This is a genomic window from Ruminococcus sp. XPD3002 (assembly GCA_900119535.1).
Taxonomy (GTDB): domain Bacteria; phylum Bacillota; class Clostridia; order Oscillospirales; family Ruminococcaceae; genus Ruminococcus; species Ruminococcus flavefaciens_H.
On the sequence record FPJT01000007.1, the window covers coordinates 46,048 to 71,314 of the forward strand.

The 25,267-nt window shown below is 45.6% G+C and carries 17 protein-coding genes; 4 read left to right on the plus strand and 13 right to left on the minus strand.

The features are described from left to right. Nucleotides 1–73: 73 nt before the first annotated feature. Nucleotides 74–2,734, minus strand: a complete 2,661-nt coding sequence (locus tag BT127_RS07685; RefSeq protein WP_075424446.1) for a DUF6055 domain-containing protein — start codon at nucleotides 2,732–2,734, stop codon at nucleotides 74–76. Nucleotides 2,735–2,975: 241 nt separating this feature from the next. Next, the gene (locus BT127_RS07690) at nucleotides 2,976–4,346 is read right to left on the minus strand and encodes an MATE family efflux transporter (RefSeq protein ID WP_075424447.1); all 1,371 of its coding nucleotides are present in this window, start codon (nucleotides 4,344–4,346) and stop codon (nucleotides 2,976–2,978) included. Between the two features lie 140 nt (nucleotides 4,347–4,486). Here BT127_RS07690 and BT127_RS07695 point away from each other — a divergent pair, with 140 nt between their 5' ends. The 4 genes from BT127_RS07695 to abc-f all read left to right on the plus strand — a co-directional run bounded on the left by BT127_RS07695 (nucleotide 4,487) and on the right by abc-f (nucleotide 12,575). Then, on the plus strand, nucleotides 4,487–5,233 hold the full coding sequence (locus tag BT127_RS07695; protein WP_075424448.1) for an AraC family transcriptional regulator: 747 nt from the start codon (nucleotides 4,487–4,489) through the stop codon (nucleotides 5,231–5,233). A gap of 198 nt (nucleotides 5,234–5,431) precedes the next feature. Continuing rightward, a complete protein-coding gene (locus BT127_RS07700; RefSeq protein ID WP_075424449.1) occupies nucleotides 5,432–7,243 on the plus strand; it encodes a glycoside hydrolase family 11 protein in 1,812 nt (603 codons plus the stop codon). 203 nt (nucleotides 7,244–7,446) lie between these two features. Continuing rightward, nucleotides 7,447–10,662 (plus strand): glycoside hydrolase family 9 protein, encoded by a 3,216-nt coding sequence (locus tag BT127_RS07705; protein ID WP_075424450.1) that lies wholly within the window; start codon nucleotides 7,447–7,449, stop codon nucleotides 10,660–10,662. 377 nt (nucleotides 10,663–11,039) lie between these two features. Beyond that, nucleotides 11,040–12,575, plus strand: a complete 1,536-nt coding sequence (abc-f, locus tag BT127_RS07710; RefSeq protein ID WP_075424451.1) for a ribosomal protection-like ABC-F family protein — start codon at nucleotides 11,040–11,042, stop codon at nucleotides 12,573–12,575. A 47-nt stretch (nucleotides 12,576–12,622) separates the two neighbouring features. On the opposite strand, the gene BT127_RS07715 is transcribed toward abc-f, so the two are convergent. The 11 genes from BT127_RS07715 to mnmA form a co-directional block, all read right to left on the minus strand. Continuing rightward, nucleotides 12,623–13,519: a carbohydrate ABC transporter permease gene (locus BT127_RS07715; protein ID WP_075424452.1), complete on the minus strand. Its 897-nt coding sequence runs from the start codon at nucleotides 13,517–13,519 to the stop codon at nucleotides 12,623–12,625. Between the two features lie 3 nt (nucleotides 13,520–13,522). After that, on the minus strand, nucleotides 13,523–14,578 hold the full coding sequence (locus BT127_RS07720) for a carbohydrate ABC transporter permease (protein ID WP_075424453.1): 1,056 nt from the start codon (nucleotides 14,576–14,578) through the stop codon (nucleotides 13,523–13,525). A gap of 109 nt (nucleotides 14,579–14,687) precedes the next feature. Next, nucleotides 14,688–16,193, minus strand: coding sequence for an ABC transporter substrate-binding protein (locus BT127_RS07725; RefSeq protein WP_075424454.1), 1,506 nt, complete (start codon nucleotides 16,191–16,193; stop codon nucleotides 14,688–14,690). Between the two features lie 621 nt (nucleotides 16,194–16,814). After that, nucleotides 16,815–20,057, minus strand: coding sequence for a lectin like domain-containing protein (locus tag BT127_RS07730; RefSeq protein WP_075424455.1), 3,243 nt, complete (start codon nucleotides 20,055–20,057; stop codon nucleotides 16,815–16,817). 34 nt (nucleotides 20,058–20,091) lie between these two features. After that, a complete protein-coding gene (locus tag BT127_RS07735) occupies nucleotides 20,092–20,346 on the minus strand; it encodes a hypothetical protein (protein ID WP_075424456.1) in 255 nt (84 codons plus the stop codon). A 12-nt stretch (nucleotides 20,347–20,358) separates the two neighbouring features. Continuing rightward, nucleotides 20,359–21,141 carry a YdcF family protein gene (locus tag BT127_RS07740; RefSeq protein ID WP_075424457.1) on the minus strand — a complete coding sequence of 261 codons (783 nt, stop codon included), beginning with the start codon at nucleotides 21,139–21,141 and terminating at the stop codon, nucleotides 20,359–20,361. 9 nt (nucleotides 21,142–21,150) lie between these two features. Beyond that, complete coding sequence (locus BT127_RS07745; RefSeq protein WP_075424458.1) at nucleotides 21,151–21,999, minus strand: PHP domain-containing protein; 849 nt, start codon at nucleotides 21,997–21,999, stop codon at nucleotides 21,151–21,153. A gap of 131 nt (nucleotides 22,000–22,130) precedes the next feature. Next, nucleotides 22,131–22,970 (minus strand): 16S rRNA (cytidine(1402)-2'-O)-methyltransferase, encoded by an 840-nt coding sequence (gene rsmI, locus BT127_RS07750; RefSeq protein WP_075424459.1) that lies wholly within the window; start codon nucleotides 22,968–22,970, stop codon nucleotides 22,131–22,133. Then, nucleotides 22,967–23,689, minus strand: a complete 723-nt coding sequence (locus BT127_RS07755) for a tRNA1(Val) (adenine(37)-N6)-methyltransferase (protein ID WP_075424460.1) — start codon at nucleotides 23,687–23,689, stop codon at nucleotides 22,967–22,969. The genes rsmI and BT127_RS07755 overlap by 4 nt, the downstream gene beginning before the upstream one ends. 10 nt (nucleotides 23,690–23,699) lie before the next feature. After that, nucleotides 23,700–24,188 (minus strand): GNAT family N-acetyltransferase, encoded by a 489-nt coding sequence (locus tag BT127_RS07760; protein ID WP_075424461.1) that lies wholly within the window; start codon nucleotides 24,186–24,188, stop codon nucleotides 23,700–23,702. Further along, a complete protein-coding gene (gene mnmA, locus BT127_RS07765) occupies nucleotides 24,189–25,265 on the minus strand; it encodes a tRNA 2-thiouridine(34) synthase MnmA (RefSeq protein WP_075424462.1) in 1,077 nt (358 codons plus the stop codon). Nucleotides 25,266–25,267: the final 2 nt, after the last annotated feature.

Genomic DNA, 25,267 nt, shown 5'->3' on the forward strand with positions numbered 1-25,267 from the left:
GCTGTATATCGCAGAAATGATATACAGCGGAGTTTTTCGTTTATGGTATTTTCTTTTGCTGTGATAACCGTCTTTACCTGACCATAAGTTTTCTCATAAGGCAGAGATCAAAGGTATCAAGTTTGTTGTTTCCGTCAAGGTCGCCTGCCTTCCAGTCAGCAAGAGTCGTATCTTTAGTTCCGAGAAGCCACTTGTTGAGCAGTAACAGATCGGCTACACCTGTTTCACCGTCGGCATTGACATCTCCGAGAATCGACTCTACTGCTTCTTCACGTCCCGAATAGGTCACATTCGGTTCATCTGTCTTCTTGTATGTGAATCCGATGTAATCCAGCGCACCGTTGAATCCGTTGCCTACGATACAGCTGTCAGTCTCGGAAGCGCTGAGGACTGCCTTCGGTGTAAGGGTGAAGTTTCCCCTTGCAGCAGTCTGACCGTTTATCAGCAATTCAGCCTGACCGCCTATGATACGTACTGTGACCTTGCTCCACTCGCCTTTCGTCAGCGGACTTGAAGCTGTAAGCTTTTCAGTCCTGTTTCCGTCTGTGAAAACAAGTTCCGCACTGCCCTGACTGTTGGAAGGAGTAAAGCTCATGTATGCCTTATCATCGCCGAATCTGAACAGCTCCTGACCTGCGGCTCCGCCCTTCCAGAGAACACCGAAACTGATCTGTATATCATCTGTACGAAGCAGAGAATCCTCCATCACCGCATAACCGCCCGATCTATCGAAGGATAATACACCCTTTGCGGAAGTACGTTCGGATTCTGCAACAGCACCCTTTATCATCATATCTGTTGCAGCATACTTGTCTTTAGTCCAGTTAGTACCTGCATCACTGAAATCGTATGAAGCGATATATCCGTCGGAGGTATTTTTCCAGCCGTTATCGTCGAGCCAGCCATAGCCTACGCCGCTGTCCTTAGTCTGTTCGTTGCAGTAATCACCGTCCAGTATTGCCGTACCCGAAAAGCTGCTCTTGCCATAAACGTAAGCCATTCCCTTGACAACAGCATTGTCCGAAACTGATACCGCATCTGCAAGATACGCCTTCTGAAGTACCTTTGCGTTATCCGATACGGTACAGGAATTAGTAACTACCGCGCTGTCACCGATAACTGCGTTGCCGCTGAGTACGACCGAACCGTATTTCCAGTCGTTATCGTAAACCCAGCCGCCGCCGTCCACGATTGCGTGACCGCTTATTACTGCATTGCCCGAAGCCTTGACTCCGTTCGCCACAACTGCGTGATCCTCAACACGTACATTACCCGTTAGCTCGGCATTTCCGCTTACTGTGGCATTCTTTCCGACGTATACCGAGTCCGATACTTTCGCAGAATCCGATACCCAGCCGCCGCCGTTGGGATGAGCGTGTCCGCTTCCCTTGCGATAGGTGTTTACGTAGTTTATCTCAGCTCCCGAAAGGCTTATAGTGTAGGGATAGCGTCTGCGTTCATTGCCCGTCTTATAGGGAGATTCCTTCTCCTTATGGAAGGCGTTGACCTTGTAAAGCTCCTTCGGCATTGCGGCAACAGTGAGATAAGCAGATGCCGCACCTGCTGCGGAAACCGTCATGGTATCTCCGCTTCCGAAGAGGTCCGAATATGTTTCTTTTCCCGACGAGTCGACCGTAACTATACATGCCTGCCATGCGGCATTTGGATCGTCCGAGATGCCGTTGAAACTGATCGTTATATCTCCGCCTGTGACAGTAAGTGGGATAATATTGATACCTGCCTGCATGGGAGCTTCCTCCTGCGGCACTGTATAGACGGTATTATCCGCCGCATCAGCTTCGGGATAGGTGTAGTAAAGGTTGCTGTAGAAAGGCTGCTCCTTCATCTTCTTGTTGAATTCTTCCTGATACGCCTGCTTTGCACCAAAATCAAATGTCGCCATTCGCTTTGAATAGTGACCGAAAACCGTCTGTGCATCGGTACCGAAAAGGCGTGTTATCGTATCGAAGGGATACTCTCCCGGCTTTGCTTCGGAAATGATGCGCTTTATGCAGTCGATACCAAGTCCGGGGAGGTTATCGGGATTGTAGGAGAGATACACAAGGAAGGGCCATACTTCATAGTAATTGCGTCCGTGAGGGAGTGTAAGGCTGAGATTGCGTATATACGGCTCGAACCAGCAGGTCTTTACGTTACCCGTATAGTAGGGACTGCTGATATACATTTCACGGAACCAGTTTGCCAGAGGTTCCCACCATGCGCCTGTTATATCCTGATCCACCCATGCCTTCTGCTGCATTGTAACAACGTGTCCGAACTCGTAAGCGATAGTCAGATCATCCAGCATAGCATCGGGACTGATTATCTCTATGCCATAGCCGTCCTCGGCACTCATGAACGCCCAGCCTTCCTGAAATTCAGGAAGTCCCGTACAGGTCAGATAAACATTGGTCTTGTATTTCTGACTGCTCCTGCCGTTGACATCAACATTCATGTTCTCCATTCCGAGGTACTCGCTGTAGCACTTCCACAGCTTCTCATAGTCCTCCAGATTTCGCCTCAGAAACTCGGCATTTACGTGTCCCGTAGTGTCATTATTTCCGTAGAAAATGACAAAATGATCTGATTCCACATAGTTCGCTGATTTGCAGTATCCCCATTTGTCGCGTACAAGATACTCGTCATCTGCCGCCTCTGCAGCTGAAGGTATCATGGGGAATGCTGATGCTGTAACAAGTACAGCAGTCAGTGCAGCTTTGATACGCTTGTTCATAAATATACCACCCTTTGCATAAGATTTCCGTTATGCGATAAAACCGCACATTGGTCTGCCTAAGGACACAATGGCGGTCTTATCTTCCGTATATTCATTATAACATAACATTTTGTGAGTTGCACTGATTTATTGAGCCTTTTTGGCGAAATACAGGGGATTTCTCTGTTTTTTACAAATCGGCGGAGCTGTCTTTGGGCATATCACAGATTAAACCCGTATATCTGCTTAAAGGATGATTTCATCTGCACGCACTGCACACATTTTTCTCTGTATCAGCGGCTTTTCCGTTCACACTTCTCCTTATGTTCACCTGATATGCTATAAAGTTTGTGAGAAGTGCTCCGCTCCATGCAGATACCTCTGCAAGTGCAGTTGCTCTGAAACCGAGAACAGGGATGAATATTATTATCACGGATATCCTGAGGAACATTTCAAGTATTCCCGAACACATCGGTACAAATGGATATCCCATGCCCTGTACGCATTGTCTGAAAACGAACAGAAGGTCAACTGCAAAGAGCATTACTCCGCAGATAGGAAGGAACTCGGAAGCAAGTGCGATAGAGTCGTCACCGCTGAGTATTATACCTGCCAGTACAGACGGGAAAAAGAACATTACCGAACCCAGAATAAGATACGAACCGAAGGCTATCTCCGCACAGACCTTTACGCCTTCATGTATGCGCTGGTATTCTCCTGCACCGTAATTCTGGCTTGTAAAGGAAGAGATAGTGTAGCCTGCTGTAACTCCGGGGAGCATGAACATGTTGATGTATTTGCTGCATGCTGAATATGCTGATGTGTAGGCAACTCCGAGTCCGTTTACAAAGTACTGCACCACTATGCAGCCAACAGCGGTTATAGAGTTCATACATGCCATTGGAAGTCCGTTTTTCAGAAGCTGCATGTACATCCTGCCGTCGTATGCGAAATCCTCACGGCTGAGATGTATCATCTCTATTTTCCTGAGTCTGCTGAAGCATATGGATGCGGATATGACCTGTGCCGCAATAGTTGCTGCTGCCGCACCTTCAACTCCAGTACCGAGTACGAATATGCATACGCAGTCAAGGACTATATTAACAATGGTTGATACGATTATTGCAATGAAAGGAGTTCTGCTGTCGCCAAGAGCACGGAGTATGGCTGCACACATGTTATATGCGATAGTTGCTGCAAGTCCGCCGAATATGATATAGCCGTATGTAAGGCTCTCGTGAAGTATGCTCTCGGGAGTCTGCATCACTTTCATAATGGTGTGCAGGAAGCTTATGCTCACCGCTGTGAGAAAGAGCGCTATAACTGCTGAAAGCTTAACTGACGCTGCAATAGCTTTCCTGAGCTGTTTTGCATCCCCTGCACCGTAGCTCTGCGCAATGAGAATAGAAAATCCGTTGGTCATGCCCATTGAAAAGCCTATTATCAGGAAGGTCAGCGAGGACATGTTTCCTACCGCAGCAAGAGAAGCGTCACCAAGTCCCTTGCCGACTATTGCCGTATCGGCAAAGGAATATATCTGCTGCATAAGATTAGTAAAAAGAAGCGGCATAAAGAATGTGAAGATGATTTTCTTTACATTTCCGCTCGTCAAATTTCTGGTATGCGTCATACCGATCACCTCGTCAGAGATTATACAGCAATTACAAAACAAATTATATCATAAATGTTGTTTTTATATCAGTTTTGTGGTATAATAGTAATGGCTTTCCAAACTAATTCTTCGGAAAGAAATAAAAAGGAGGCGTATCCATGAATACCGACCGTGAACTTAATTACCGCATATATGTACAGAAAATGAGCGGCTTTACAAGACTGCCATTCAGCAGCGAAATGGAGCGATATATCTCCGTCCAGCAGGGCGACGTCGAAGCAGTCAGAGAGAGCTTCAAAAAGGTCAGAAAAAACTTTCCAGAAGGTAAGGGACAGCTCTCGGATGATCCCGTAAGGAATATCCGATATCACATGATAGTGTCGGTCGCTATCATAGCCAGAGTATGCGTCGAAGCAGGTATGGGACACGATGAAGCCTATACCCTCGGAGACATCTACATCCGAAGAGCCGATAAATGCAGCGACTATGAGGGCATCCTCGACCTTTTCGAGCAGATGCGCATAGACTACGCCGAACGTATGCACCAGCTCAAAAAGAACAACGTCATTTCCATTCACATCAGGAAATGTATCGACTATATCTACGATCACCTCCATGAAGATCTCTCGGTAAACAAGCTTGCCGAGGTCGTGGGACTTGAAAGGACCTATCTTTCCAAGCTTTTCTCAAAAGAAACAGGTACTACCATAAAGAACTTCATCAACAGCGCCAAAATAGATACCGCACAGAACCTGCTGAAATACAGCGAGTATCCAAGCTCGGAGATATCGTTTGCACTTGGTTTTTCCTCACAGAGCGCCTTTATCAGTGTTTTTAAAAAGTACAGCGGTATGACTCCGAAGAAGTACCGTGAAATGTACTATTCCCAGACTCAGATAGTATAGTCCAGCAGCGTCAGCCTGTGAAAAGCATTGCACCGCATTTTTTGAACACATTCCTCCAGAATCGCAATTTTTGCAAAAAAGCGTGCCTTTTTATCGTGTTTTTGCACAATATTTCACTTGAATTATTTATAATTTAATAGTATAATATTTATAAGCCTATGAAAAAGGCTTAAAATTTATAACAGGAGGAAAAAAATAATGAGCAAATTATTCAAGCGCATGCTTACAGCTGCACTCACTGCATCTCTCTGCATTTCGGGAAGTGCTATCCCCTATGCAAACGCCGTAGATACAGAACCATCCGCATCACAGCTCCTTAATGCTGACGAAACCCTTCTGAACGGTGCCGTAGAAGAATCCGGTACTCATGGTCTTTATCAATACCAATACTATAATAAGGATCAGGGAAGCATCAGCGTTGAATTTCAGAACAGACGCGGTTATGACTTCAGCTGGAATGATGCCGACGATTGCATGTGCATGACAGGCGAGGTCTTTGACAGGATCGAATGGGATGAAAATATGAACAAGGTCACTGTCAGAACACCTTTATACGGTAAACCGATGATCGAGTACAGAGCTATCTCCGAAGGTGACGGAAATTATTTATTCGGTGCATACGGCTGGCTCGGAGATAATGATGCCGAGTTCTTCATTATCGATGACTGGGGCGCTGAAAAGCCTGATTATTCCACAGCAGGTGAATCTCTCGGTGAAGTTGAATCCGACGGCGCAGTTTACAACATCTACAAGGTACAGCATCCTTTCATGAAGGATTCAGACACCTATACATACTGCTATTATATCGTAAGAAGTGAGAAGAAGTCCGCTGACGGAAATATGATAACAGGAACTATAAACGTTGCAAATCACTTCAAGGCACTGAATGATCTCGGCGTTGATACTTCTTCACCATTCGATATAATGCTCGCTACCGAGGGATATGGTTCCAGCGGAGCTATGCACGTAACCAAAAACGACCTCTACTATCTCCCTGAGATCGAAGAAGATTACCCTGATGTTGAGTATATCCCTGATGAAGAGGATATCAACAACTATACAGGTACTGTTTTCAACGGTCTCGTTAATAACGAGAGAGACGGCTATTACTTCAACACATTTTATGACACTGTTCTTGCTGATCCCGAAGATGCTAACGAGATCAGACTCGAGCTCATCGAGAACGGCGGTTTCAAGTGCGACTGGAAGGAAGTTTACGAAGCAGAGTTTGAGAAAGGTCTCAAATACTACCAGGCTGAAGATCAGACTATCTTCCCGCTGAGAGAATACAACGGCGAGGAGCTGACTGTTGAATACAGTGCCGACCTTAAGGAAGGCAAGGCATTCGCAGGCGGTCACGGCTGGCTCAACGGCGGAAGTGTTGAGTACATGATAGTTGACGCTTACAGAGGCTGGGATCCTCAGGAAAACGATAACGAATTCACGAAAACAGAGCTTCTCGGTACAGAAACTATCGACGGTGCTGAGTATGATATCTACTACAGCGACCACTTCTTCTACAAGCTGTATTTAAGCGTTCGCAAGGAAAACAAGCTTACAGAGGACAATACCGAGATCGAAGGCGTTATCAACATCAACGATCACCTTGATGCTTTCAAGAAGCACGGCCTTGCTGTTGCTGATCCTGAGATAGCTACTTTCCAGGTTACAGGCGTTAAAGGCAGCGGTTCTGCTGTTGTAACAAAGGATATCGTAAAGATAGACGGCGAGGATATCTACATTCCTTCACCTGCTGCCGAAGAGATACTCGAAAAGGTATTCCACTACATCCCCGGTGATCTTAACGACGATAAGAAGGTAAACAGCTTTGATATGGTCATTGCACGTACTGAGCTTCTCAAGTCCTTCAACGGCGAGGAGTGCCTCGAAGCAGCGGATATCGACTGCAGCGGTGAAACACATATCAATGATGTGGTTCTGCTGAACAAGCTTATCCTCGGCGAGGATATCAAGGTTCCTACAGTACGTCCCGAGCACAAGACAAAATAAAGTATTACTAATAAGCATAAAAAACGATTGTGACGCAGTATCCCGACTGCGTCACAATTGTAATAGGTCTTTACAATTATTGGAAAATTATTACGGGGATATGTTATAAAACAGGACTTTTCTGCGAGTGTATATTATAGACCTATCATCTATAACACATGTCCTGTTGGGCGGAAAGATCTATTGTCAAAGGAGAGATTTTAATGAAAAAACGAATCACACGCTCGATCATCAGCAGCCTTGTATCAGCTTCTATGCTGGCTGCGACTGCTTCACCACTGATCGCACCACTATGCGTCAACGCTCAGGAAAGCGATGCACCTGTTCTCGGCGCTGCAAATGAAACAGCTGAGGGCTATAATATGCTCGGTCAGAACAACTTCGATAACGGGATTGGATTTCCGTGGAATGTAGTTCAGATTCTGCCTGCACAGCAGTCCTTCGATATCTCGGACGGCACTTATAATGTACGTATAATCAACAACCAGGGTCTTGATTCAATATGGGATCTTCAGTTACGCCACAGAGACCTTTCTATAACTGCCGGACACAGGTATAAGGTCGCTTTCGATATTAATTCAACATCCGATGGTAATATCTGTACTCAGATCGCTGACTATAAAGCAGATGATCCCGTATGGATGAACTGCCTGCCGGGCACCGATGCATGGAACTTCAGCGGTCGTACCGACGAAAATGGCTATGAACACTCACTCAGCTTGGGAAACCTCGTTGTCAAAGAGGGACTTAACCACTTCGAGAGCGAATTCACCGCACAACACTCCATTGATAGCGCTGAGTGGATCTTCTATTACGGCGGCAAAGGCATGCACGCAGATGAAGACTGCTTCCCGGACGGTACTGTACTTAAGTTCGATAACATGGTCCTCACAGACCTGGACGAAAAAAATGTTCCCAACCCCAAATACAGCATAGATAACCTTTACACCTTACCCCACAGCAATGTAATGGTCAATCAGATCGGTTACTATCCTACGCTTAATAAGTCGGCTTCATATGTGACCGATGCTTTCAAACCGCTCCCCTTTGAGATAAGGGACGCTAACGGAACTGCTGTATACAGCGGCATGACCAAGGTATTCGGTGAAGATGAAGACTCAGGCAGCAGCTACACAAAGGATTCAGGTCAATTCATCCACATCATAAATTTCTCCGATTTCCAGGCACCTGGTACCTACACTATTTTCGTCAAGGACGAAACAGGCGTATCAGATACTTCCTTCAACGGCATTGAGGGATTCTTTGATACCGTAAAAGACGGAGATAAGCTCACATGGAGCACCAAGGAACCCGGCGCTGAAACATACATTATGAATCAGAGTCCTGAATTCAGCATTTCAAGCTTTCTTTATGAAGACAGTATAGTGAAGGATGCCTTCAACTACTTCTATCAGAACCGTTCGGGAATAGCAATAGAACCCGAATATATCACATCGGGTAATAAGGAGCTGCTCGGACATAAGGCTGCACATCTGTCGGATAAAGCTTACGTTCAGAGCGAATGGAGACAGAGCTACGCATATGACCTCGAAGGTGCCGATAAGGATTATCTGATCGATGTAACAGGCGGCTGGTACACCGAAGGAAACTACTACAAGCAGGTAACCGACGGAGCTTCCGCTGTATGGACTCTCCAGAACGCTTACGAGTTCTCTAAGGCTCAGGACGGCACAGATAAATGGGCATCAGAGAATATAGCTCTCCCTGAAGAGGGCGATGCTCCCGCTATACTCAAAGAGGCAAGATACGAGCTTGAATGGATGATGAAGATGATCGTCAAGGAGGATGATCCTTACTGGGGCGAACATGCAGGCATGGTCTACAGCGGAGTACGTGACTACATGTGGCTTCCTATGCCAAGCCTTGAATGGAATGAATACGACGAAACCCCCGGGCGTATCGTCTCTCCGCCTTCATATACGGCAACTCTCGATTTCGCAGCTTGTGCAGCTCAGGCAGCACGTCTCTGGAAGGACTACGACTCCGATTTCGCTGCAAAGTGCCTTGATGCCGCTAAGAAGGCTTATGACGCAGTTGACACCTCCGCACTCATTTACCAGCATAATCCTGATATTAAGTTCTTCTTCGAGCCAAGCGATAAGGGCGTAGGTACTTCACTTGTAACCGATTACTCAGCAGAGGACGAATACTACTGGGCAGGCTGTGAGCTGTTCATATCTACAGGTGATAATTCATACTATGACAACATACAGAAACATGACAGCCGTAATAACGGCAAAGCTTTCTCTCTGGCAGATCGGATTTCTCCCGATGGAGGTTCCATAGCATATACATCTTTTGACGCAGGAAACACATCGGGATACGGTACCCTTTCACTCTTCCTCTCTCCTGAAGGTCTGAGCGATGATGAAAAGAAATCAATACGTGATTCTATCATCAAAGCAGGTAAAAAATACATTGATTACCAGGAAAAACAGGGTATGCATATTCCGTACAATAAGTCATATTTTCCTGATAACACAGGCATTGGACTTGGTATTGTCAGAAATGGCTACCCATATGGTTCAAACGAAAACATAATCAATAACGCACTTGTACTGGGTTATGCATACTATGCTACTGAAGATACATCATACCTCAGCGCAGCAGCTGAATCTATGGACTATATCTTCGGACGCAATGCCCTCGGATTCTCATATGTTTCAGGCTACGGTGAAAACTCTATGAAGAACCCATACCACAGATACTGGGCAAACGGTCTGAACTCAAACCTTCCAAAGACTCCTGACGGTGTTCTTTCTCCGGGTGCTAACTCAGGATTATACGATCCATATGTTAAAAGTCTTGGTTTTAAAGACGGTATAGTGGATCCTAATAGATTTGTAAAGGTTTGTAAGTATGCTCCCCAGAGATGCTACGTTGACGCAAATGAAGCTTACTGTGTAAATGAAGTTAATGTTTGCGCTAATGCTTCACTGGTATCCATGCTATCGTTCTTACAGGATGCTACCAACAAGCTTCCAAAGGCTATGCCGCATGTAACAATTCCGAAGGATCAGGAACCTACAACCGCACCTGTTGCTACAACTGCCGCTGTAATCACAACAACAAAACCTGTACAGACAACTGCGATTGATCCTACTGCTGCACCTGCAACTTCACCTGCTGATACAGATTCAAAGATCAGCGGCGATGCTAACGGCGACTACGATGTTTCACTTGCAGACTCCCTGCTGATACTCCAGAACATCGCAAACAGCAAGAAGTACCCACTCGGCGTTCAGGCTACGGATAATGCAGACTGCGTCGATAACGGCAAGGGACTTACTCCTATGGACGCTCTCGCAGTTCAGATGGTAGATGCTAAGCTCATCAAAGCAGGAGACCTGCCGATAAAGGGCGAAACAATGGAAAAACTGACATCAGATAAAAAGTAATTCAACAAGGCAAGGGAAAGTTATAGATATATAAAAAGGACGTCCTTCGGGACGTCCTTTCTGTTTGTATGACCTCATTTTTGCTTGACATAAGATTAAAAGTATGCTATAATGAAAAAAACTGCAAAAGAGGTGTGAGGATGAAAAGATAATCTGCTTTTGAACACATGAATAATTAATCTGACAGTGTGGAAAACGCATACTGTCTTATCATGTTGCCAAAAGTGGATTATGTTATCATAACCTCTCTTTTTTGTGCATTTATATTTCTACAGGCGATCTGCGGTATCGTCTGCTTTCGTGAGGATATGATACTTATCGGGACTGTTTGGCAGCAAGCGGTCCCGATTTTTTTCGGTCCGCGGAAGGAGGAATCTATGTCACAGATCAGCGTAAAAAACCTTACTTTCTGCTATGAAGGCAGCTTTGATAACATCTTTGAAAACGTTTCTTTCTCTGTCGATACAAACTGGAAACTCGGATTCATCGGCAGAAACGGCAAGGGAAAAACTACCTTTCTGAAGCTCCTTACAGGCGAGTATCAATACAGCGGAAGTATCGATTCATCCGTAGCTTTCGGCTACTTTCCATACGTACTCAGCGATGAGCAGATGCAGCTTTCTGCCGCCGAACTTCTCGACGAAATGAAAAGCGGCTGCGAACTATGGCGTGTTATATGCGAACTATCCCTGCTTCGTGAGGAATCAGATATACTGTTCCGCCCATTCGTTTCACTAAGTCCCGGAGAACGTACAAAGGTAATGTTAGCGGTACTGTTTTCGGGTGAAAATGATTTTCTGCTCATCGACGAACCAACAAACCATCTGGACAATAACGCCCGTGAAGCTGTTCGTGATTACCTATCTGACAAAAAGGGTTTCATACTTGTTTCCCATGACCGTGAACTCCTCGATGCATGTACGGATCATGTACTTGTGCTGAACCGCAAGTCCGTTGAGGTTCAGAACGGAAATTTCAGCGTGTGGTGGGAGAAGAAAGAAAAGCGTGACCACTTCGCAGCAGCTGAAAATGAAAAGCACAAAAAGGAAATAAAAAAACTGAAACAAGCAGCAAAGCGAGTTTCAGACTGGGCAGATAAGAATGAAAGCACAAAAATCGGCTTCGATCCTGTAAAGGAGCATGACAGGTGCATAAGTACACGTTCTTTTATAGGTGCGAAAACGAAGAAAATGCAAAGTCATGTAAAACAGATGGAAAAGCGCATTTCCCGTGAAATCGAGGAGAAAGAGGGACTTCTTAATGACATTGAACGCGCTCCCGAACTGAAGATACAGCAGCTTCAGCACCACAGGAGTACACTGGTGGAGGTAAGGGACTACTGTGTTCAGTACGAAACAGCTGACACTCCCCTATTCACAGGACTGACCTTCACTGTAAAAAAAGGAGACCGAATAGCCCTTCACGGTGGAAACGGATGCGGTAAATCGACACTAATTAAATGTCTTCTGGACAAAGCCGGTTACAACATCGCTCCGCTGCCGATAAAAGAAACGGGACTTTGCGAAACTGCATCAGGCCTCATCATCTCCTATGTTTCACAGAATACGGACGGACTTAACGGCAGTTTACAGGATTTCTGCATGTCAAAAGAAGTTGAACAGAGCCTGTTCTTCTCGGTACTCCGTCAGCTGGACTTTGAACGAACACAGTTCACAAAAGATATACGTGATCTGTCAGCCGGACAGAAAAAGAAAGTCCTTATCGCGGCAAGTCTGCTTAGTCCATCACACTTGTTTATCTGGGACGAGCCGCTGAATTACATCGATGTCTTCTCACGGATGCAGATAGAAAAACTGATCTCCACATATCAGCCGACCATGATATTTGTGGAACATGACACTCGTTTCCGTGAAAAAATCGCAACATCAGTCATTGAACTTGACCAGATATAAAAAATCGGGGAGGACCTGAAAAGGTTCTCCCCGAAAGTATACTCTTATTATTCCTTTACACCACCGAGGGCAACGCCAGCGATAATGAACTTGGAAAGAATTACATATACGATTACGATAGGAAGGATACTGAGAGCGATTGCTAAGTAGATAGCACCGTAGTCAGTAAACTTATCTGATGCCTGGATAGCAGAAACCATCATAGGAAGAGTCTTCTGCTTGAACTTCGAGCTAACAAGGATCATGTTAGGTGTATAGAAGTTGTTCCAGCTTGCGATGAAAGCGAATATAGCCTGAACTGCGATAGCAGGCTTCATCATCGGGATCGCGATCGATATGAATGTTCTGAACTCGCTGCATCCGTCGATACGAGCAGCCTCAACGATATCAAGCGGGAAGCTCGACTTCATGTAAGAACGCATGAAGTAAACTACCGCAGGAGCTGCGATCGCAGGAAGAATGAGCGGCCAGTATGTATCGGTAAGGTGAAGTTTCAGCATGAATGCTACGAAACCGGCTGAAGTAACCTGCATAGGAACCATCATTACAAGGAGGATAACTGTGTAAGAGATCTCCTTGAGTTTGAAGTCGTATACATGGATGCCGTAAGCAGTCATAGCTGAGAAGAAAACAGTAAATACAGTTGAGATACCTGTAATAAGTAAGCTGTTCTTATAACCGATCCATACGTTGAATACTGTATTATAGTTGATATCCTTGAACAGTGTCTTTATGTTCTTGCTGAGGTGTCCGCCAGGAATAAAGCTGATACCGTTAGCAATAGCTGAATTTGAACGAGTAGCATTGACAATAAGGATATAAATTGGAAGCAGACAGATAATAGTCAGGATAATGAACCATATGGTAAGTATAACTGACTTTCTCTTAAGGCTTGCAGTATAGTTATCCTTGGGCTCTCCGTAAACAGATTTCATTTTGCTCATATTTTAAAATCTCCCCCCAAACTGCTTGCCGACCATTGAAGTCTGCTGCTGATTCTTCTTGATCTGCTTCTTCTTAGCGATCTCATCCTTATCACGAGTGAGGTAGAATGCGATACAACCAAGAATAAGAGTAATGAAGAACAGAATAACTGAAGCTGCACCTGCGTAACCCATCTTAGGATCGACCTGATCGTGGAAATACTCATAAATGTAAACAGCAACAGTTTTAAGGTCGTTACTAACCTTATTAGGATCCTTATGATAGAGATAAGGAATATCGAACATCTGGAGACCACCGATCATGGAAGTAACCAGTGTGTAAGCCATAATAGGGCTTAAGAGTGGAAGAGTGATCTTTCTGAACACCTGTCCGGAAGTAGCACCGTCGATGCTTGCAGCCTCGAACAGTGAAGGGTTGATACCCTGAATACCTGACATGAGCATGATCATGGTATTACCGAACCACATCCATGTCTGGATGAACATAACGACGCCACGGGACTGCCATACACCTGTGATGAACTTGATAGTATCATACTTTTCTGATGCAGCGTCCTTGCTTACCAGTCCTATTTTATTAAGGAGCTGATTGAGCGCACCGGGAGTATTCTCAGCCTCACCGCAAAGCTGGAGGAAGAGAACTGCAACTGATGCAGCAGTGATGATATTAGGAAGGTACATTACAATCTTGAAAAAGCCCTTTCCCGGGATCTTGAGGTTAGCTTCTGTAAACCAAACCGCAAGAGAAAGGGACAGAGCGATCTGAGGTATAAAGTTACCTACCCAAAGGATTACAGTGTTCGCAAGAGAACTGAAGAATCTCTCGTGAACCATTTTGATAGCACGGTTTGAACCGCCGAAGAGTATAGCCTTATAGTTGTCCAGACCTACGAAAGCATCGAGACCATCTTTACCGTTTCCGTGGAAGGAAAGGATAAAGGTATTAATTAAAGGCCATAACTGGAAAAAGAAATAAACGATAAAAAACGGCAGAATAAACAAGTAGCCATATTTTGCATAGCTGATAGATTTAATTCGCCTCTGTGCAGCTGATGCCATTCACACACACCCTCTCAGATAAATCAATTGTTAAATAAATATACACCTACGGAACACCGAAGTATTCCGTAGGTATACATATTACATTTTAAAGCTGAAACGAATTTAATTATTCGATATCGAGTGTTGTGATCTTCTCAGCAACCTGATCCTTGAATGCATCAAGTGTATCTTCCCATGAAGCGCCAGCCTCGATGTACTGCTTCTGAACAGCATCGATGAACTCGCCCTTAACTGTAGCATCATACTCTGTGATGAGGCCATTGAAGTCGATTGTCTTAGCGTTCTCAGCAAGCTCTGCGAAGTAGTTCTGCTTGTCCTTGAAGTTACCTGTGATCTCCTCGTTGAATACTGTGTTAGCATCGATGAGGTCAGCCATTACCTTAGAGTTGTTTACGAACTCAGGCTTGGTCTTAGCGTATGCAGACATCTGATCCTCGTCTGATGTAGCAGAGATGATGAAGTCACGAGCCTCTTCACCGTTATCTGTGTTTGGATGAACAACGATCCAAGTACCGCCCCAGTAGAATGCCTGTGGTCCTTCACAAACAGCCCACTTGCCGTATGTATCGCCGTCTACGCCGCCAGCAGCGTTAAGGAAGAATCCGCCGAAGCCCCATGTTGATACGAAGTAACCCATGCAGCTTCCGTTTGTTCCTGCAGCTGTCCAGTCATCAGACCACTGTGTGTTCTTTGTAACACCGCCGCAATCCCAGAGAGCCTTAGCTGTATCTGCGAAGTCCTTGCAGAAGTCGTCGATAACGAGTTTGTTGTCCTTAACCCATGGCTGTGTACGTCCACAAGCATATGCCTGCCAAATACCACCGAGTGTATCAGCGAGAGCTGTCTTGCCGTTTGAAGCCTCGTTAACTGTCTTAGCAGCCTCAACGAACTTATCCCAGTCGCCGATCTTATCCTGCATCTCAGCAGGTGACTTAACGCCGAGGTACTCTTCAGCGAGGTCAGCTCTGTAACCGAAGCCGCCTGCTGCAGCCTGCCATGAAACGCCCTTACGAACGCCGTTCTTATCCTTACCGATCTCATCTGTGTATCCGAAGATGTTAGAGAAATCGCTGTCACCAAGACCGAGCTTAGCAAGGTCGAGTGTGAGTGAATCATCGTTGATGTACTTCAGAGCCCAGTCAGCCTCGCAGAAGTAAACGTCGATGTCTCCGCCGCCAGCGAAGAGCTGATCGTACTTCTCAGAAGCTTCGCCGCCAGGAACACCGAAGTTGATGAACTTGATGCCGTCTACGCTGTCGTTTGCGAGCTTATCAGCGAATGCCTTGTAATCAGACTCGCCCTTCCACTGAGCAAGAAGTGCAGGAACGTCATCTGCGTTCCAAGCAGCAACTGTGAAGTCTGCGCCGCCCTTACCAACTGAAGCGTCGATCTCACCAGTGCCTGTTACAGCGTCAACTGCATCTGAAACAGCCTCTGAAGCATCTGAAACTGCATCTGAAACAGCGTCTGAAACTTCGCTTGCAGCGTCTGAAACAGCGTCTGAAGATGACTCTGAAGATGATGAAGCTGCCTGACTGCCGCAGCTTGCGAGTGCTGTAGCTGCCATTGAAAGAGTAGCTACTAATGCTAATGTTTTCTTAAGTGTGTTCATTAGATTTTCCTCCTTAAATACCCATATTTTAATAATATGGTTTTAGATGAATAATGATTTTCTTCCGAAGCCTTCGGGGCCCATTCCCATCGGTGAATGTCCTCACTCGAATCATACTCCCTTTGGGTGTTCGGTGTGCTCCTTGCGGAGCGGGTATTACAAGGGACTTTCATCCCAGTACCGTCTTGGCGGTTTGTACGGCAGATACCGTATGAAGCAATTCGTCCGCAGGCATCATCAGGGAACCGCTCCCTGTGATCCTTTCACCTGAAAGATATCCTTGCTTCATGCTGTTTACTTAAAGTATTATACAGCACCTCCGCTTTGGTGTTTTTACTATACCGTATTTTTCGATCAAAGTCAATCCTTTGCATCGTTCCGTAATACTTTTTTGCACATATTGTACATTTTCAACACTCATTTCTCGGTAATAATCACATAATTACAGAGTACAATTTTCAAAAGTTACAAATTGGTTAACGGTCATTTTTGACTTTATTTCACATATCGTAAAGGTTTCTTTTATGGCATATGCCTACCTAATACAAAAAACCGGAAAATATTTCCGATTTTTTGTGCAATTATACAGAGTCGAAACAAGGAGCAGTTTTTTGATGCATTTTACTCCTCTTTTTTGTCGGTTGCATCGGTTATACTCATAGTTGAAAGTTCGGCATAATATACAAGAATTAATGTCGCATCTGAGGAATCTATTACATGGTTCTTATCCATGTCTGCAAGGTACTGATTGCTGTAAGGGATCGTACCGCCGCCGCCGGTTGACATTGACGCATAGTGCGCCAGTGTCTCTGTTGCATCCGCCGCATTAACGAAACCGTCCATGTTAACATCGCCCATTTCGTACATCTCAACTATCATCGGCGCCGTAGCAAAGTAGGTTTTTGTCGCCTTTTCACGTATAGCGAGCCTGTCACCTACGTGGAACTCGTTATCTCCCCACCACGCTCCTATCAGCGAATCAAGATAACTGTCATCTTCTCTGAGGTTATATCGATCCAGCAGCAGTTCCTTCAATTTTTCAAGAGATGTATATCCCCTGGATTCCGCCAGCATTTCAAACAATCCGCCTGACGAAGGCTCTATCAGTGCCGCTTCATACTTTTCAGGATCATCAAACGTTATAACGCCTGCCTTTGTGGTGTATGAAGGAACTTCGGGAGCCATTCCCCCTGCATAAGGTATGACCATATAGGTTGCAAGACTTGCAAAATGCGTATCATCAGCCTTTAAGCGAATGTTCAGTCCCTCTCCGGGTATTACGCTGAAATCCAGATAATTCTCGTCATCTTTTCCGTTTTCGTCCACTGCAAAAGTGGTCATACGGTTTGCGGCAGGCTGATAATTTGTGGGCACGTCGAATCCCTCATCGATACAGAATTCTATATCGGGAGCAAGTTCCGTGGGGATACCTGTGATAGTCTCGGCTTTAAAGTTGATGACCAGATCGGGCATAACTCTCCTTGAAGGAAGCCTGTATTCGGCCTTCTTATCGCCTATATACGCAAAAACTCTCTTTCCTGCGATACCTCCCACATAAGCGCCGTCATCAATAAAATTGCCGAATTCGTCATATACTTTTTCCGCACCTTTGTAGTACAGGCGCTCATCCTGCATATCCACTTTAATACAGTCACGCACTATTTCAAGCTCGTAATCACCGTTCTTAATTCCAGTCTGCTTCGCAGTAAGATTTATTGTACAGGCTTCTCCGTCTTTAGGAAGTTTCTGCCACTCTGAACGCGAATAACCGTACACAATTTCGTCTCCTATGCTTATTAATGCTGTGGTTACGGGGTAAAGCTGCACCTGATCTATAGTAGCATCAAGAATGACATAAAATTTGCCGTCCTTGTAGTAAGCACGCTGATACTTTAATTTTCCCCTTTCAACGTAGTAAACGAAGATGTCGTTTATTGCCGCCGTCTTTTCTGTATAGTTTACTATACGCGGCTCATCGGGACTGCCGTTTGTATAAGCCGAAACAGTATCAGGGGGAACGATCTTCTCTGTCACCTCGTGTACTCCCGAGAACTCACCGCTTCCGCCGGAACATTCTATCTCAAAGTCGCCGTAGGAGGTCAGGGTGAGTGGTGTTCCCGGTTCAACCGCACCTTCAGGTTCGGAGAATTTTACGTCATTATCCTTTGTACCAAATGCCTTAAGGGAAATATTGCCCAGAACTACGGTTATCGTTCCGTTAGCAAAGAGCGTCTTGTAGTAATCGAGCTTTTCATCGGCTTTCTTCATTTCCTCTTCGTCATCCTCTATACCGAAGTAGAGATTGGATTTCAGATTGGTGTAAATAGCATTTTCCTCTGCATCGCCGTAAGTTTCTTCGTCATCAACAACGTCGAACCATGTTTCTCCGTCCGCACTGAAAAAGCTTTCTCCTCTGTTGGTATTGTTTCTGACGCCGTCTTCTGTAGTATTGCTGCCGATATTCGTCTTTTCACCGTCTCTATCATCAGTAACATACATAGCTGTCTCGATCGGGATTATGAATGTGGTTTCCTTATTGTAAAGCTTCACTACAACGCTGAAGTCGGTGCCGTACTTTACAGCTACAGCTTCATCAAGGGGAATGGTAAAATAGCCTGTATAGTGGCTTACGCCTTTCGTAACTGACGAAGGTGTACCCGAAGAAGGATCAGTACGGTCCTTAAGGTCTGTATATACAGTTATTTCATATTCTGTTTCGGGTTGTCTTATATATGTAGATATTGCTTCGATGTGCTGATCCGTTTCATCATTATAGAATATATTCGCCATGTAGGAAGGTGTATTTTCCTCCCCTGAATCAAATATTGAGAGCGACTGGTTCGGGACAAAAGTATCATGGTGGAAATTAGTCGAGTAGTTATACTTGTCTACGAGCTCAAACACTGCAAATTCTCCCAATGAAGGATCATCATAGGATATCCATACGAAACCATCATCACCGAGATCTGTTCCCCAGCTGTTCTTTACGAGCCACGCTCCGTCATGCTCGGGAGCGTTTTTGAAATAAGATGCAGGAAAGTCGTCATCCCAGCCGACTATTACCACAGAGTGGTTTGAAAATCTCGGAGGTCTCTTTGATTTGGTACAGAAATGCTCGGAAGAATAGTTCGCCGAAGAATCAGAATGGAACGCAACATCAACAGCCTGTCCGTTTGTAACGAAATGCTTTACAAGGCTGTCAACGTAATCCTTATTCGTCCTCATCCTGTCATAATCGAACATATATGCATTTTCAAGGTGATAATCCGAATCATACTTGATGTCATACATTTTCACGTAGTCATTGAGAGCGTTGATATCACCGTACCGCAGTTTTGATTCGTTAACAGGTCCCACCCACTGAGACCACAGATTTACTACGATTTCACTGCTTCCGCCGACAGACATGATCTTCTTTGGATCGGTTTCCATGGAATCTATCTGGTCGATTCCGAGATAAGCACAGTAAGCAGTATGAAACTCCGAAAGGTCAATATTCGGCAGTCTGTCTATTATGCTCGTTTCCGCACTTGCTGCTGCTGAATGTGCCCAGCAGGTACCGAAGGTCTCCTGGTTCTTTACAGCTGTAAGCGGCAATACACCTCGCATATCGAACTTTGAAGGGTACTTCTCATCGCCTTGTATCAGCTCGCTCATCTCCGCTGTATTGAGAACATCCGGAGAAAGCATATCTTCAACTCCGTCCAGAGTCAAAGAATCGGGTACAGACAGGGAACAGACTATATCGTCCGCTGCGCTGTCAGGCGAAATAACTGCCGCTTCCGAGAGAAACGGCATCATATAACTTAAAGAAACAGCTGCTGCCGAAATTATAGCAGCAGCTCTGTTCAAACATTTTCTCATAAACACTCCTCAAACCTATCACATCAAACCCTGTTTACATATACATCATATTCTTGTCCGCAAAAAGCAGATGTTTCGCCGCTTTCTGTATATCCACACTATAGAAAAGCTCACCGCCTTCATATTCCGACTGAACTGCTGTATATCCGCTGTTTTTAAGTCCGTTGGAACGGAGATACGCTTTAGCCTGCTTGACGGTCTTGAAACGTTTTCCATACATCTCATGATGTGCATAAACATTGCGCGAAATGAGGTATGTACCTGTTTTTTCATTTTTCAGAACAAACACTTTATTATCCTCCTAACCGAAAAATATAAAATAAACAACCCCGAACCATTCTCTTACCCAATATGTAGGCAAAAGCCAGTATGGAGTATGTGCCGAAATGTTACGGGCATCCATTCCGAGTTTACGGGCTATCAGGTCGGCCCTCAACTGATGGAAGCCGTCTGTAACGATAGTGACATCACCGCAAAGTGATCTTTCCTTTATCAGCTTTTCCGAGAATCTCAGGTTCTCTTCGGTATTCACGGACTTATCCTCCATAAATATCCGTTTACTATCGATACCTCTTGCAACGAGGTAATCCCTCATGCACTGCGCCTCGCTTACAGCCTCGTCCTCGCCCTGTCCACCAGAGACGACAGCCTTTACATCCTCATGCTCCGAGAGATAATCGTAAGCGGTATCAAGTCTGCGTTTCAGCATAAGGCTCGGACGTCCGTCCTTTACCTTGCATCCAAGTACAACAAGTGTCGTACTGCTGCTTTTGGGTGCATCACGCATTTCCCTGACCATAAATCCGCTTATCACGGCGGCTGTAATAACTCCTGCAAGGAAAAGTCCGCCTACAGTACAGACTGCGGCTTTCCCGAAAGGTCTTTCCCACATACGGCTTACAAGCTTCATGAAGCTGCCGTTAAACAGGAATATCCCCGTCAGGATAAGTGAAACAGCTGCTCCTGCGGCATTTCCGATATTGACTATCCCGGAGCCTACAGGAAGCAGAAATAGTATAAAAAGTGCAAAAGAGGCAAGAGCAGCTATCACTCTCGCCTCGTTTTTCACAAGTAAAAAACTCATGCCGATCAGTTATTCCTTTGCTGCTTTAGTTTTTGATGTCAGACGAAGGATCCGTTCAAGGTTCTCTTCGGTAGTTGTACAGCTTCCGAGATGAGTCGGAACGCTGTTGTAAAGTCCGTGAAAATCTGAACCGCCTGTTTCGATAAGTTCGTATTTTTCAGCAAGCTTGTGAAGTTCGCTGCGGCAGGCTTCATCAGCTGAATAATGAGCAACCTCAACTCCGTCTATCCTGCCCTCGGAAGCAAGCTCCTCCAGCAGTTCAAAGTTGTCATACTGCGCAGGGTGAGCCATTACAGCCGCACCGCCCGAAGTATGGATAAGGTCGATTACGAAGTTCACATCGGGATATTCTCTCTCGATATAGCAGCTTCCTGTTTTCGGGTTAAAGAGCTCGGCATCAAGTTCGCCGTAGAATTCGAGAGCATATCCGTAATCGATAAGTGCGCGCATGATATGCTGCTTGAATATGCTCTTTGAGCCTGTGGTATTTTTCAGTATGCTTTCAAGTGTTATGGGGTATTTTTCCATAACCTTGTCTATCATTTCCTTCGAGCAAGCCTTTCGTATCTCGCATGACTTAAGGCATAGACCTTCAAGTCTTTCGGGTTTGCGTGGATTGTAGCACAATATATGGACTTTTCCGTTTCTCTTTTTATCCCAGGCGGAAAGTTCAACTCCGCGCAGTATATTGACTCCTTCACGCTGACCTATAACATCAGCTCTTGAAAAAGAAGCCATAGTATCGTGGTCAGTAATGGAAAGCCAGTCGATACCTGTTCGTTTAGCCTGTGCGATGACGTCCTCGATGCCGAGAGAGCCGTCAGACAGGGTCGTATGACAATGCAGATCGCAGATCATGATATAACCTCTTTCACCGCAAAAAGGTGCGGTCGAAATATATTAATTATGTCACAAATAAATAACGAAAAATATATGCTTTATCCATTATACCATATCCGCTCACAAATTGCAAGCTTTTTTGTGCAATTTTATTCCTGCTGCAATGCCGAGTACAATTCTCCCTTCTTGAATCCCGTTTCCTTTGCCACTGCCTTACATGCGTCCGTAGGCTTTTCACCCATATCTATGAGCTTTTTGACCTGCTCCATAGCCTGTTCTATAGTCATTTCGCCGTCCGCAGAAGGATCTCGTCCCTCCAGCAGGAGTACGAATTCTCCCCTCGGTTCATTCTCGTTATAGTAGGCTACCGCCTCATCAAGGGTGAAGTGAAGTGTCTCCTCGTATATCTTGGTTATCTCACGGCAGATAGTTATCTTTCTGTCTCCTCCGAAAAACTCCGCCATTGCCGAAAGAGTCTTTTTCAGTTTGTGTGGAGCCTCGTAGAATATCATAACCGCAGTTTCATTCCGCAGTAGCTCGAATCGTTCAAGGCGTTCCTTGTTTGCCACGGGAAGAAAAGCTTCAAAGGTGAATCTTCTTACGTTCATACCAGAAAGTGCAGCGGCAGTAGTCACCGCAGTAGGTCCAGGGACCGCCTTTACAGGTATGTCATTTGCATAAGCCTTCCGTACAAGTACTTCACCGGGATCGGATATACAGGGCATACCTGCATCCGTAACGAGTCCGCAGCTTTCGCCTTCAAGCAGTCTGCGGATTATCCTTTCCGAGTCCGCAGGAAGACTGTGCTCGTGGAAAGAGACTATATTCCCGCCGCTTTTTTTTATATCGTAATGGGCGAGTATCTTGGAAGTCATGCGGGTATCCTCCGCTGCAACGAAGTCCACCTCCTCCAGCATTCTCAGCTGACGTAGAGTTATATCCTCCAGATTGCCTATGGGAGTTCCTATTATATACAGTGTACCGCTCATTGCTCATCCTTTCCCGTATCGTAGATACGCTGAAGTTCTTCCGTAAAACCGTTCTCGCTGCGGATGTACAGCTGTGGCTCGACCTTCATAAAAGGCTTGGAGCCTTTCTTGCCCTCTATCAGGAACAGCCACGGTGCTTCATCGGGATTCTTTGATACGAAGCGAAGTCTTTTGGGTTCTATGTCATTGTTTTTCATTGCGAAGATAACGTCACTGAGCCTCTCGGGACGGTTGCAGACGCAAAGTCTTCCGCCGTATTTCAGAAGCTTCTTAGCAGCTGCACATACATCGTCTATCGTGCAGAGTATTTCGTGACGGGCTATTTTCTGTGCTGTGATAACGCTCTGAAAGCCTGCGTTGTTCACCTTGTATGGCGGATTGCAGGTAACGAGATCAAGCTGACCAATAGGAGCGTCCTCCCACAGTTCTTTCAGATCCGCACATATCGGTACTATCCCCGAAGTTTCGCTCTTTTCCAGACCAAGGCGAAGCTGCTCTATCGCGCCCTCCTGTATGTCCACAGCATAAGTGACCTGAGGTGGACGGTACTTCTGCATGATGAGCGGTATGATACCGCATCCCGTACCAAGGTCGCAGGCTTTGTCCTTCTGCCTGTACTGCGAGAAATCCGCAAGCAGAAAAGCGTCTGTACCAAAGCGGTGGTCGCTGCTGGCACAGACATATATCTTATCAGTTAGTTTTTCGTATTTGTATTCCATAACGCTCCTATCAGAGTCTGTTTTGCTTGTCTATGATCAATTTCATATTGTGGTATTTAGAGACAGCGTCCTCAAATCCAAGGGACTTGTAAAGCTCATATCCATCATCGGTAGACTTAAGCTCCAGAAAATCAAGTTTCATTTCAGATGAATCAGCGATCAGCATTTTTATAAGTCTGCCTGCAATTCCCTTGCGTCTGAATTCCGGACGTGTATAAACGTTGAGAAGAGTGCCTGTCTTTCCGTTGATAAAAGACGGATTCGGCGGTTTCTCCGATACGAACAGAAAGCAGCATCCTGCAATAAGCTCCCCTGCCCTGCATACGTATGCAAAAAGATCAACATTCAGATGAGATTTGAAGTAATGCGGCAGTTTTTCCCTGAGCTGTTCGAGTTCAGTCAGCGAAAGTCCGCCGTAATCCTCTGTCAGATACTCTATCCTCAGTTCAGTCAGCGCTGACGCAAACTTCTCCGCATCGGTTATTTTCTCGTATTCCATTCAGATTATCGTACCTCCGCCGACTACAGTATCACCGTCATAGAGGACTACCGCCTGTCCGCTTGTTACAGCTCTCTGAGGTTCGTCAAACTCTACCATATACTCGCCGTTTCCGAGGTATGAAACAGTTGCAGGCTGTTCCTTCTGGCTGTATCTTGTTTTTGCGGTAACACGCATAGGTTCGGTGAGTTCCGCAACCGAGATAAGGTTGAAATCATCGGCAATAAGGGACTTTGTATACAGGTCGGATTCATCACCGAGCGTCACCGTATTTGTACCGACGTCCTTGCGTACCACGTATGCAGGCTTTCCGAGGGATATGCCGAGATGCTTACGCTGTCCCACGGTGTAGTTTATTATGCCCTTGTGGGTTCCCAGCACCTTTCCCGAAGTATCAACGAAATTACCCTCTGGCACATCCGCACCTGTGAATTTGCGTATGAATTCGCCGTATTTTCCGTCGGGAACGAAGCATATATCCTGACTGTCAGGCTTATCTGAGTTGACAAGTCCCGCCTTTTCGGCAAGCTCTCTTACCTGAGTCTTTTCAAGCTCTCCCAGCGGAAAGAGAGTATGTGCAAGCTGTTCCTGAGTCAGGGCATACAGCACATATGTCTGATCCTTGCTGCGGTCCTTGGGACGCTTAAGGAGGTATCTTCCCGACTTCTCATCGTACTCCCTTACGGCATAGTGTCCCGTAGCTATATAGTCGTATCCAAGCTCCAATGCTCTGCGGAGCATCTTGTCGAACTTCACATGTCTGTTGCACTCGATGCACGGATTCGGAGTTCTTCCGCAGAGGTAGCTTTCCGCAAACTGACTCATAACGTGCTCGCGGAAATTATCCTTGAAGTTGAACACCACATGCTCGAAACCAAGGCGGTAAGCGACGCTCCTTGCATCCTCAACATCGGAAAGGGCGCAGCAGGTCTTGCCTTCTTTTTCCGCCTGAACTATATCCTCATCCGAGAACAGCTTAAGGGTAACTCCCATTACATCATATCCCTGTTCTCTGAGCAGCATAGCGGCTACGGAGCTGTCAACTCCACCGCTCATGCCTACCATTACTTTTTTCATAT

What these genes read in the sequence shown, in the direction of transcription:
- BT127_RS07685 (WP_075424446.1), bottom strand. Translation starts at nt 2,734, where the DNA reads ATGAACAAGCGTATCAAAGCTGCACTGACTGCTGTACTTGTTACAGCA.
- BT127_RS07690 (WP_075424447.1), bottom strand. Translation starts at nt 4,346, where the DNA reads ATGACGCATACCAGAAATTTGACGAGCGGAAATGTAAAGAAAATCATC.
- BT127_RS07695 (WP_075424448.1), top strand. Translation starts at nt 4,487, where the DNA reads ATGAATACCGACCGTGAACTTAATTACCGCATATATGTACAGAAAATG.
- BT127_RS07700 (WP_075424449.1), top strand. Translation starts at nt 5,432, where the DNA reads ATGAGCAAATTATTCAAGCGCATGCTTACAGCTGCACTCACTGCATCT.
- BT127_RS07705 (WP_075424450.1), top strand. Translation starts at nt 7,447, where the DNA reads ATGAAAAAACGAATCACACGCTCGATCATCAGCAGCCTTGTATCAGCT.
- abc-f (WP_075424451.1), top strand. Translation starts at nt 11,040, where the DNA reads ATGTCACAGATCAGCGTAAAAAACCTTACTTTCTGCTATGAAGGCAGC.
- BT127_RS07715 (WP_075424452.1), bottom strand. Translation starts at nt 13,519, where the DNA reads ATGAGCAAAATGAAATCTGTTTACGGAGAGCCCAAGGATAACTATACT.
- BT127_RS07720 (WP_075424453.1), bottom strand. Translation starts at nt 14,578, where the DNA reads ATGGCATCAGCTGCACAGAGGCGAATTAAATCTATCAGCTATGCAAAA.
- BT127_RS07725 (WP_075424454.1), bottom strand. Translation starts at nt 16,193, where the DNA reads ATGAACACACTTAAGAAAACATTAGCATTAGTAGCTACTCTTTCAATG.
- BT127_RS07730 (WP_075424455.1), bottom strand. Translation starts at nt 20,057, where the DNA reads ATGAGAAAATGTTTGAACAGAGCTGCTGCTATAATTTCGGCAGCAGCT.
- BT127_RS07740 (WP_075424457.1), bottom strand. Translation starts at nt 21,141, where the DNA reads ATGAGTTTTTTACTTGTGAAAAACGAGGCGAGAGTGATAGCTGCTCTT.
- BT127_RS07745 (WP_075424458.1), bottom strand. Translation starts at nt 21,999, where the DNA reads ATGATCTGCGATCTGCATTGTCATACGACCCTGTCTGACGGCTCTCTC.
- rsmI (WP_075424459.1), bottom strand. Translation starts at nt 22,970, where the DNA reads ATGAGCGGTACACTGTATATAATAGGAACTCCCATAGGCAATCTGGAG.
- BT127_RS07755 (WP_075424460.1), bottom strand. Translation starts at nt 23,689, where the DNA reads ATGGAATACAAATACGAAAAACTAACTGATAAGATATATGTCTGTGCC.
- BT127_RS07760 (WP_075424461.1), bottom strand. Translation starts at nt 24,188, where the DNA reads ATGGAATACGAGAAAATAACCGATGCGGAGAAGTTTGCGTCAGCGCTG.
- mnmA (WP_075424462.1), bottom strand. Translation starts at nt 25,265, where the DNA reads ATGAAAAAAGTAATGGTAGGCATGAGCGGTGGAGTTGACAGCTCCGTA.